Source organism: Nocardia stercoris (assembly GCF_003696265.1).
Taxonomy (GTDB): Bacteria; Actinomycetota; Actinomycetes; order Mycobacteriales; family Mycobacteriaceae; genus Nocardia; species Nocardia stercoris.
On sequence record NZ_RFFH01000006.1, the window covers coordinates 396,428 to 404,891 of the forward strand.

The 8,464-nt window shown below is 67.8% G+C and carries 6 protein-coding genes and 1 tRNA gene; 4 read left to right on the forward strand and 3 right to left on the reverse strand.

Going from position 1 to position 8,464, the window contains the following annotated elements:
• Positions 1–203 precede the first annotated feature (203 nt).
• Positions 204–1,250, forward strand: a complete 1,047-nt coding sequence (locus EBN03_RS17335; RefSeq protein WP_199742830.1) for a nitronate monooxygenase — start codon at positions 204–206, stop codon at positions 1,248–1,250.
• Between the two features lie 57 nt (positions 1,251–1,307).
• The gene (locus EBN03_RS17340; protein WP_122189058.1) at positions 1,308–1,700 is read left to right on the forward strand and encodes an SCO5389 family protein; all 393 of its coding nucleotides are present in this window, start codon (positions 1,308–1,310) and stop codon (positions 1,698–1,700) included.
• Positions 1,701–1,744: 44 nt separating this feature from the next.
• Here EBN03_RS17340 and EBN03_RS17345 read toward each other — a convergent pair whose 3' ends face one another.
• Positions 1,745–2,575: an SAM-dependent methyltransferase gene (locus tag EBN03_RS17345; RefSeq protein WP_122189059.1), complete on the reverse strand. Its 831-nt coding sequence runs from the start codon at positions 2,573–2,575 to the stop codon at positions 1,745–1,747.
• A gap of 295 nt (positions 2,576–2,870) precedes the next feature.
• Entirely contained in the window at positions 2,871–4,505 is a 1,635-nt protein-coding gene (locus tag EBN03_RS17350) for a long-chain fatty acid--CoA ligase (RefSeq protein ID WP_158675657.1), read from the reverse strand.
• A 471-nt stretch (positions 4,506–4,976) separates the two neighbouring features.
• On the opposite strand from EBN03_RS17350, the gene EBN03_RS17355 reads away from it, so the two are divergent.
• Positions 4,977–5,052 (forward strand) — tRNA-Arg (locus EBN03_RS17355).
• Between the two features lie 672 nt (positions 5,053–5,724).
• Here EBN03_RS17355 and EBN03_RS17360 read toward each other — a convergent pair.
• On the reverse strand, positions 5,725–6,606 hold the full coding sequence (locus tag EBN03_RS17360) for a LysR family transcriptional regulator (RefSeq protein WP_122189061.1): 882 nt from the start codon (positions 6,604–6,606) through the stop codon (positions 5,725–5,727).
• Between the two features lie 129 nt (positions 6,607–6,735).
• Between EBN03_RS17360 and EBN03_RS17365 the strand changes: the two genes are divergently transcribed.
• The gene (locus tag EBN03_RS17365) at positions 6,736–8,100 is read left to right on the forward strand and encodes an MFS transporter (RefSeq protein WP_122189062.1); all 1,365 of its coding nucleotides are present in this window, start codon (positions 6,736–6,738) and stop codon (positions 8,098–8,100) included.
• Positions 8,101–8,464 lie beyond the last annotated feature (364 nt).

The window sequence follows — 8,464 nt, forward strand, 5'->3', positions numbered from 1 at the left end:
TTCATCGAGGTGGTGGCTGCGGTACAGATAACGATTCGGCATCTACCGTGACGCAAACTGTACTCCATCGTGATCATTCCGCAACCTTCAACTCGAAAAAGCTGGTCATCCGCGCCGAACCCCGATCTGATCGGCCACATTCGTGAGCATCGTTCTGCGATCCCCGATAAACCTCCGTCCGTACTTCGTGCTAGAGAATCGACGTGATCCTCGACGACCTGCAGGCCCCGATCGTGCTGGCCCCCATGGCCGGCGGCCCGTCCACACCCGCACTCGCTACGGCCGTGTCCGCGGCAGGCGGGCTCGGATTCCTCGCCGCCGGATATCTCCCGGCGGCGACGGTGGCAGAGCAGATCGCCGCCGTACGCGGGAGTACCGCCGCGCCGTTCGGGGTAAACCTGTTCGTTCCGGGCATTTCCACGCCGCCGGACCGATTCGCCGGGTATCTGACCGAACTCGGGCGCGAATTCCCTTTGGGTGAGCCACGATTCGACGACGACGACTGGGACGCCAAGCTGGAACTCCTGGTCGCGGAGCCGGTGGCCGTGGTCTCGTTCACGTTCGGCTGCCCCGATCCGGCCGCGGTGGCGCGCTTGCGCGCGGCCGGCACGGAGTGCTGGGTGACCGTGACCGGCGCGGCGGAGGCCCGCCAGGCCCGGGAAGCGGGCGCCGACGTGCTGATCGCCCAGGGCGCCGAGGCGGGCGGGCACCGCGCGACATTTGCCGACCGGCCCGCCGACGACGTGTGCGACCCGCTGTCGACGCTGGCGTTGGTCCAGTTGCTGACCGCGGCGGTGCCGGGCACGCCGATCGTCGCGGCGGGCGGCCTGGGGACCGGGGCGGCCGTGGCGGGCGTGCTGGTCGCGGGCGCGCACGGCGCCCAGCTGGGCACCGCCTTTCTGCGCTGCCCGGAGGCGGGCACCTCCCCCATGCACCGCGCGGCGCTGACCACGCCGACGCCGACCGCACTCACCAGGGCGTTCTCCGGCCGCCGGGCGCGCGGGCTGCTGAACCGGTTCGTCGCCGAGCATCCGGACGCGCCCGCGGCCTACCCCGAAATCCATTACGCCACCGGGCCGTTGCGGCAGCGGGCTCGAGCCGAGGGCGATCCCGACGCGGTCAATCTCTGGGCGGGCCAAGTGCACGAGCTGACGGCGGCGGAGCCGGCCGGGGAACTGGTTCGCCGGCTGACTGCCGAGGCGGATGATGCTCTGCGGCTTGCCATTTCACGACGGATTCAGGGTTATTGACAAGCGTTTCCGATTAGAATTCAGTGACACTGTCCGCCGTCCCGCGAGGAGCGCGCTATGTCACTGGATGTCCCCACCGCCCTACTCGAACGCGCCGAGGCCGGCGAGGTAAGCGACGCCGAATTCATCGACTGCGTCCGCACCTCGCTGCCCTACGCGTACGAGGTGGTGAGCCGGGTCGCCGAGGAACTGCGTTCGGGCACTGCCGAATTCGCCGACAACGAGATCCCGCCGCCGGACGAGACGGCCCGGGGCCAACTGCTGCGCGCCCTGGCCTCCGACGCCATCCGCGGCGGCCTGGAACGCCACTTCGGCGTGAAGCTCGCCTTCCAGAACTGCCACCGCGTAGCGGCCTTCCCACTGTCCGCGGTCGGCGGCGAAACCTACACCCGCTTCACCTCCACCCGCGCCCAACTCCTCAACCAGAGCCCCGAACTCCGCAACTGCTGAGCAACGCCCCGTTCCGCCCGCCCGGGCGGAACGGGGCGATCCCTCTAACCCTGCTTCATTCCCACACCCGCCCAGTACCAGGCCGAGTCGGCGGGGGCGTGCCCCGAGAGCACGTCCGGGCGCCAGGTCACGACCGGTACGACGCCCGGATCCAGGAGCTGCGTTCCCGCGAACAGCGCCTCGGTTTCCGTCTTCGAGCGCGGGTGGAACGGGATGCCGGACTGTTCGGAGGTCTGGACCACGTAGGCCATCGCCTGGGGGTCGAAATCCGCTGTGGGATGGGTGATCACGAGCACGCTGCCCGGCGGGACCGCGTCCAGTAGGCGCTGGACGATCTGCAGCGGATTGTCCGCGGGACGGAAGTACATCAGTATCGCGACCAGCATGATCGCGACCGGCTCGTCCAGGTCCAGGGTTTCCCGCAGCGCCGGGTGGCCGAGGACGGAATCCGGGTCCGACACGTCGGCGTGGATGAACGCGGTGGCGCCCTCGGTGGTGCCGCCCATCAGCGCGCGAGCGTGGGCCAGCACCACCGGGTCCCGGTCGACGTACACCACCCGGGACGCGGGAAACCGCTGCTGGGCGATCTCGTGGGTATTGCCGGCGGTCGGGATCCCGGTACCGATGTCGAGGAACTGGGTGATGCCCAGGTCGTCGATCACGTACCGCACCGCCCGGCCCAGGAACGCGCGGTTGGCCCGGGCCATCGTCGCGATCGCCGGGATCAGTTCGGCGATGGCGTCACCCAACGCCCGGTCGGCGGGATAGTTGTCGCGACCGTCCAGCCAGTAGTCGTAGACCCGAGCCTCGTGCGGGACGGAGGTGTCCACCTCGGTGACCAGCCGGGATGTTGCCCGGGTGTCGCTGTCGGACATGCTGACTGCTTTCTACGAGCTGCTCACGGATCTCTCGCGCCCCCTCACCCGAAGCCGGATGACCCGTCCCGCCGCCGGCCCTTACCCCCGGTGGCGAGTCGAACTGCGCGTCGCGTGGACAGAATATTCCGGATAGCAGGGCCGAGGAACCGAAACGAGCGGTCTGCCCAACGTTTTCGGCCGGATTGCTCGCCGCACCGGAAACCCGTCGCCCGGCGCCGGAAACACACCGTCCCCGGACCGGTTCGAGCCGGATCCGGGGACGGAACGCGAAAGCCTGTGCTACACAGCCGAACTAGAGCTTGACCACATTCAGCTCACCGTCGGCGTAGCTGGCCCGCAGCCGCTTCTTGTCGAACTTGCCGACACTGGTCTTGGGCACCTCGTCGATGAAGGCCCAGGAGTCGGGCAGCTGCCACTTGGCGAACTTGTCGGTCAGGAACTCGCGCAGCTCGGCGGCCTCCGCGGTGGCGCCGGGCGCCAGCACGACCGCGACCAGTGGGCGCTCGTCCCACTTCTCGTCCGGGATACCGATGACCGAGGCCTCTGCCACCGCCGGATGACCCATGATCGCGTTTTCCAAGTCGACCGAGGAGATCCACTCGCCGCCGGACTTGATCACGTCCTTGGACCGGTCGACCAGGGTGAGGTACCCGTTCGGGGTGATCTTTCCGACGTCGCCGGTGCGAAGCCAGCCGTCGTCGAACTTGTCCGGGTCGACCTCGCCGCCGCCGGGCGCGTAGTAGCTGGCGGTGATCCAGGGGCCCTTGACCTCCAGCTCACCCACGGCCACACCGTCGTTGGGCAGCACGCTGCCGTCGTCGGCGACGATCCGGGCCTGCACGAACGCCGGGAACCGGCCCTGCGTGATGCGGTAGGCCATCGCCTCCTCGCCTTCGAGCCCGTGCGGGGCGTGCGCGACACTGCCCAGCGGGGAGGTCTCGGTCATGCCCCACGCGTGCAGCAGCTTGACGCCGTACTTGTCCTGGAAGGCGCGCATCATCGACGGCGGCACCGCGGCACCACCGACGACCACCGAGCGCAGGTGCGAAATGTCCTGCGGCTGCGCCTGCAACTGCGCGAGCACCCCGCCCCAGATGGTGGGGACGGCGGCGGCGAAGGTCGGCTTCAGCTGGTCCATCAGCTGCAGCAGCGGGCCGGGCTGCAGGAACCGGTCGGGCATGATGACATTGGCGCCCGACAGCATGGCCGCGTACACCAGGCCCCAGCCGTTGGCGTGGAACAGCGGCACGATCGCGAGCACGGTGTCGGCCTCGCTGTAACCCATACCGCTGGGCGAGATCACCTGCATGGCGTGCAGGATGTTCGACCGGTGCGAGTACACGACGCCCTTGGGGTCGCCGGTGGTGCCGGAGGTGTAACACATGCCCGACGCCGACCGCTCGTCGACGACCGGGAAGTCGTAGGTGGACGGTTGCGCCGCAAGCAGTTCCGCGTAGGAGTGCACCTGCACGCCGTCGGGCGCGGTGAGCGTGGCGGCGTCGCCGTTGGCGACGATGACGTGCCGCACCGTCTTCATGTTCGGCAGGTACTGCGCGAACATCGGCACCAGCGAACCGTCGACGATGACCACCTGGTCCTCGGCGTGGTTGGCCACGAACACCAGCTGCTCGGGGAACAGCCGAATGTTCAGCGCGTGCAGCACCGCGCCCATGGCCGGCACCGCCGCGTAGGCGACCATGTGCTCGTTGTTGTTCCACATGAAGGTGCCGACCCGGTCGCCGACCCCGATCCCGAGACCGCGCAGCGCGTTGGCCAGCCGCGCCGATTCGGCTCCCATCTCCCGGAACGTCATGGTGCGCACACCGTCGCCGGTCCACGTCGAGACCGTGGAGTCCCCACGGAACGTCGAGGCATACTGCAACAGCGTCGCGAGCGACAGCTGCTCGTCCTGCATCGTGCTCATCATCGGCTGGGTTACTCCTTCGGCGAACGGACGGTTCGTCACGAAGATTATCGGAATCGCGTGGTTCCCGAACCCGGTCCGAATGAATGTCGACAAGCCGCACATTTGGGTCGACAGGTTGCACCACCTGCGATTAGTCGCCCGAACCAAGGCACTCGGCCACGCCGCGAACTCACCGGGGCAAGGGCGCGCGGTGCTCCTCACCCGCACCGCGCGCGGCCCTGTTCGCCGGCCACCCCGCCCGGGTCGGCGACACCGCTCCCGACCCGAGGCACCGGCCGCCGCGTCTCCCCCGGAGCAGTCCCCGAGCACCCACCCCAGGGCGAATGCTCGGCAACAGGGTAAACACCGCGTAGGCGGCACGTCCACCGCCGCCCCGCTGTGTGAGACAGCCCACAGCCACCACCCCGACCCGCCCGACCCCCACCAGCAAGTGGCCCCCACCCCCGCCGACCCGGTAATCTGACCCGGTCCGCCTCCGTAGCTCAGGGGATAGAGCGACCCTCTCCTAAAGGGTAGGCCGCAGGTTCGATTCCTGCCGGGGGCACCAACCTGCGACACGTTTGCGCAGTTCAGAGGGCATGACGGGCACCCACCTCGTCTCCGGATTCCGAAACGCGCAGGTCAAACGGTTGCCCCGGGACAGGGACGGGGTCTCCCAAAGAACCACAAAACATGGGCAGCAGGCCCAGCAACTCGCCGAAACCAACGACCGGCCATCCCCGAAGCAGCCCGCCTGCCCACCCCAACAGGGCAGCAATCGCTTTCGCCTGCGCCGCGGCGACCCGCTCGCCTTCCGCACCACCGACATACCGGACCTCGGAAGACACGGTCAGCCCGCCAACCGCCACACCCCGCTCGACAGGACCCAGAGCTGACCACACCCGAACTGGCTCCATCGGTGAATCACGAGACCGTTCATCGGTGAATCTCGAGATCGCCCAGCGTCGTATCGGTAAATTTCGAGGTCACCCCGGCCAGTCGACCCCGCCGGTACCTCCGGCTCACTGACCAGCAGCGGAAGGCCAGCCGGGTACGACATCCTGCGGCACCCCGGTGTCAGGATTCGCCGATGCCAGCCGCCGCGGTGGTCTCGGAACTCACCGATATGCGGTCTCGGAATTCGCCCTTACGGCCACCCGAACCGGCCGGTGCGTCGTCGTAGGTGAAGCGGGTGACGGCCCCTCGAGGACCCGGCGACTGTTGGTTACATTCGGCGGAATCATGATTGGGCGGCGGCGTAGAGGACCTCGCGCATGCCTGGCACGGATTCCTGGTCCGGTCGCCACGCCAAGCGCAGACTGAGGTCGGGGACCGAGAAGCCCAGTCGGACGAGGTTTCCCTGGTCGAGACTGTCTGCGACGGCGAACTCGGGGAGAAGTGAGATTCCGAGCCCCCGCTCGGCCCACGCACGCATGACCGGAACCGCGCCGGCTTTGACTCGTTTGAGACCTGGCCCGAGGCTCTTGTCGGCCGCCATCCTGAACGAGCACTCGGGCACATTGACCAGCAGGCGTTCACCAGCGAGATCAGGCTGTGTCACAGTGGCCTTGCCTGCCAATCGGTGACCGGGTGCGGCAACGAGGGCCAGCGGGACCGGGTCGAGATCGAGGAAGTCAAGGGCTGCGTCGGGTACGGGAAAGCCGAGATCTCCGACTGCTTCCCCGGAATCGAGAAATAGGGCCGCGTCCAGGGCACCGCCGGCCACGTCCGCGAGTAGTCCGCTGCGGGCTTGATCGGCGTGAACGTCGACTTCGATATCGGGGCGGCGTTGCTCCAATCGCGCAAGCACTTGCGGCACATAGACTCCCGCGATGCTTGCCAGCGCACCCAACCGCAGGATCGGGCGCTGGTCCCTTACGTCGCGCTCGGCCAGTTCGGCTTGCTCGAGCAGGCGTCCTGCCCATGGGCGTAGGCGTTCGCCTGCGGCGGTGAGCTGCATGCCTTTGGGATCACGGGCGAACAGTCGTACCCCGAGCGAGTGCTCCAGGGTTCGGATCTGTTGCGATACCGATGACGGTGCGAGGTCGAGCGTGATCGCGGCCTCAGTGACCGTGCGGTGGCGCACAACTGCTTCGAAGGTCCGTAGCTGACGTAACTCCATGGTCCCAGAACGTCGTCCGCGCATTCGGATATTCCGAACGCTGCGTGCGGCTCAGCCGGTGGAGTCGGTCAACCGAGCCGAGCAGAGTTGATCAGGTCAAAGCCGATCACATGGAAGTAGTTGTTCCAGATGAGCATTCTCGAATCACGGGCGATCACCTCGCCAGATGTCTCATACCCCGGGCGCACTCGTGCCCTGCTCGGGATATCACTCGGATACTTCATGGTGTTGCTGGACATGACGGTGCTGTCGGTGGCTGAACCCGACCTCGTAGCGTCCCTGCGTACCTCCATCGCGGGCCTGCAGTGGGCCACCACCGGCTACACGGTCGCGTTCGCGGCACTGTTGCTGTCCGCCGGTGCGGTGGCCGATCGTTACGGCGCGCATCGGGTATTCCGCAGTGGTATCACGGCTTTCGGTTTGGCCTCGCTGCTGAGCGCCGTAGCGCCCAGTCTGTGGGTGCTGGTGGCGCTGCGGGTGTTGCTCGGCGTCGCCGCGGCCGCTTCCGTGCCCGCGTCGATGGCTATGATCACCCAGCTATACCCTGAGCCCGCCGTGCGGGCGAAGGCGATCTCGAGCTGGGCGGCGATCAGCGGTGCGGCCGTCGCGGCCGGCCCGATCATGGGTGGCGCACTGGTCGGTCTGGCCGGGTGGCGTTCGATCTTCCTCGTCAACGTGCCCATCGCGTTGGTGGTTTTGGCCATGACGTCGGGGACAGCAGTGATGTGCGCTCGTGGAGACCGCGATATCGACTGGTCCGCCCAGCTGACCGGAGCTGTGGCCTTGGCGTTGGGCACCGACGCACTGATCGCGGCCGGATCGCAGTCGTGGCATCACACCGCCTGGTCGGTGGCAGGCACCATCGTTGCGGCAATCGTCTTCGTGATCCTCGAACGGCGCAGTGCCGCACCGGTATTGAACCGCCTGTTGCTGCGGTCGTCGCGGGTGCGGGCAGGGTTGCTCGCAGGGGCAGCGGTGAACTTCGCGCTCGCCGGCGGACTGTTCGTGCTGCCGATGCTCCTACAGCAACAGCGCAATCTGACACCACTGCAAACCGGGCTGGCGTTCCTGCCCTTGACAGTGCCGTTCGCCGTCATACCGCCCTTTGTGGGCAAGGTCGCGGCCCGACTCGGAGCTCGCCTGCTGATCCTGGCCGGACTGTCTTTGCTGACGGTCGGCGGCGCGCTGCTGGCCCTCGCCATCTTCGCCTCGGCGGGCTATCCGGTCCTGGCTCTCGGCCTGCTTCTGTCGGGCTTCGGTGTCTCCTTCGCTCTACCCTCGCTGGTCGCCTCGATCGTGAACGCCGCCCCGCTCGGCACCGCCGGCGCGGTGGGTGGCCTGCTCAACGCCGTCCGGCAGGTCGGCGCGACCCTGGGTGTGGCGATCATGGGCGCCTTCGTCACCACGGGAATCGGCTGGGCGCTGCTGCTCTCCGCAGTGACCTGCTCAATCGCCCTGATCGTGTTCGGCTACCACCGCCAACCCGCGTCCTGACCCCGGTCGACGCCCGATCCCGGGTTCCCAGGCGGCAGGTTCGGCGTGGGCAGCCCCCGCATCACCCCGCTGGCTTCCACGGGCTCGGCCGTCGGCATCGGAAGCAGGGTGACGGCCACCGCGGCCGCAGCGAAGCACGCTCCCACGAGAACGCCTCGTGGGAGCGTGCGCAGTCTGGCTCCTGAGCCGGTCCAATCCTGAGTTGATTCAAGCTTTACCAGCGGTTATGTGCCGTAGTGAACCGTCACGGATTTGGGACCGCTTCCTACTTTTGAGGAAGATGGTCTCCATCATGTCGAAGCGTTACCCGCCCGAGGTCCGCGAGAAGGCCGTGCGCCTGGCTCTCGAACGGCTCGATGAGTAC